Below are 1,646 nucleotides of genomic sequence, written 5' to 3'. Positions count from 1 at the left end.
CCCCGGGCGGGGTGTTGGGGGGGTGTTCCGGGGGGCGCCCCCAACCCCTGTGTAAACCGGTTCTTTACCCCCCCCCGCGCGGGGGGGGGGGTATCCCAGCCGAGCGTTTTGCGTGGACGCCCGTTGAGCTGTTGGGCGACGTGCTCGAGGTCTTCGGGACTGTGGACCGACAGATCGGTGCCCTTCGGGAAATACTGGCGGAGCAGACCATTGGTGTTCTCGTTGGAGCCACGCTGCCAGGGCGAGTGCGGGTCACAGAAGTAGACAGCCATGTCAGTGGCCATCGAGAACTGCCTATGCCGGGCCATCTCGACACCCTGGTCCCAGGTCAGCGACCCTCGCAGATGGGTGGGCAGGGTCGAGACCGTGGCGATCAACGCGTCGCGGACGGTTTCGGCGTCGTGACCGCCGGGCAGGTGGACCAGCATCGTGTAGCGGGTGTGGCGTTCGACCAGGGTGCCGATCGCCGACTGGTTGCCTGCGCCCATGATCAGGTCGCCTTCCCAGTGCCCGGGCAACGCCCGGTCTGCGATCTCGGCGGGCCGGTCGCTGATCATGACCATGTCGTCGACGAACCGCGGGTTGCGCCGGTCCGGTGACCGCTGCGGTTTGCGGCGCGTCCGGCCGGACCGCAGTGCTTGCACCAGTTCGCGTTTCAGCCCACCGCGGGCTTGGAAGTACAGGGCCTGGTAGATCGTTTCGTGGCTCACCCGCATGCTTTCGTCGTCGGGGAAGTCCTTGCGGAGCCGACCGGCGATCTGCTCGGGTGAGTAGCGTTTCCGCAACCCTTCGGTGACCTCGGCCCGCAAAGCCTGGTTGGTCACCAGTTTGGACTGTTTCGGCCGCGCGCGTGCCGCGGCAGCCGCTCGATGAGCCCGATACGGCAGATAGCGGCCCGCGACTCGGTGAGCGCGGACCTCCCGCGACACCGTCGACTTGTCCTTGCCGATCCCGGCTGCGATCGCGGTGAGTGTCATGTTCACCGCTAGTCCGTCGGCGATGGCGAGCCGGTCGGTCAGAGACAGGTAGCGGGCATCGATGGGCGCGGGCTCGGCGGTGGCGGTCACTGCCTGTTGGTACCGGGTGGTGGTGCCGGTGCGGTAATCGACGACTGTGCCGTCGGGGCGGATCCGCTTGTCATTGCCGCGGCGGATGCCGTTTCCCCAGTCCTCGCCGGTCCGGGAGTGGACCCCGACCTCCCGCGCCGCTCGCGCCACCGACCAACCCGCGTCGATCAGCTCCAGGAACCGTTGTCTGGCTTCGGGTTTGCCTCGAACGGCTCGCTGCACGGCGACCAGGCCGGCGGTGACCAGGATCCGGCGGGCGACCGAATGGGACACACCGACCGCTTTCGCTGCCTGGTTCATCGAGCCGGTTTTCTCGAACACCGCCACCACCACTGCCAGGTCCGGTGCCGGTCGCCGGGACCGGGATCGGCCGGTGCTGCGGCCGACCGCACGCAGCACCGCGTAAGCGCGGGCGCGCTGGATCCCGAGCGTCTCGGCTGCTTCCTTTACCGCGACTCCGGCATCGACCAGCCGGGTCAGTTGGTCGCCGAAGCGTTCCACGTCCTCTGAAAACGACACGGTCGTGGGGGGGCGCGGGGGGTGGGTGGTTGGGGGGCGCCCTCTGCGCGCCCCCCCCCA

The 1,646-nt window shown here is 68.8% G+C and carries 1 protein-coding gene; it reads right to left on the bottom strand.

Translation table 11 applies throughout. The annotated features are described in order from the left end of the window. Nucleotides 1-1,217 (bottom strand): IS30 family transposase (locus tag ACFWPJ_RS22080; protein WP_378854158.1); only part of this gene is annotated, 1,217 nt, incomplete at its 3' end. Nucleotides 1,218-1,646 lie beyond the last annotated feature (429 nt).

This window comes from Nocardia sp. NPDC058497, from assembly GCF_042720195.1.
Taxonomy (GTDB): Bacteria; Actinomycetota; Actinomycetes; order Mycobacteriales; family Mycobacteriaceae; genus Nocardia.
The sequence above is the reverse complement of the archived record's forward strand: the minus strand, read 5'-3'. Positions and strand labels throughout refer to the sequence as shown.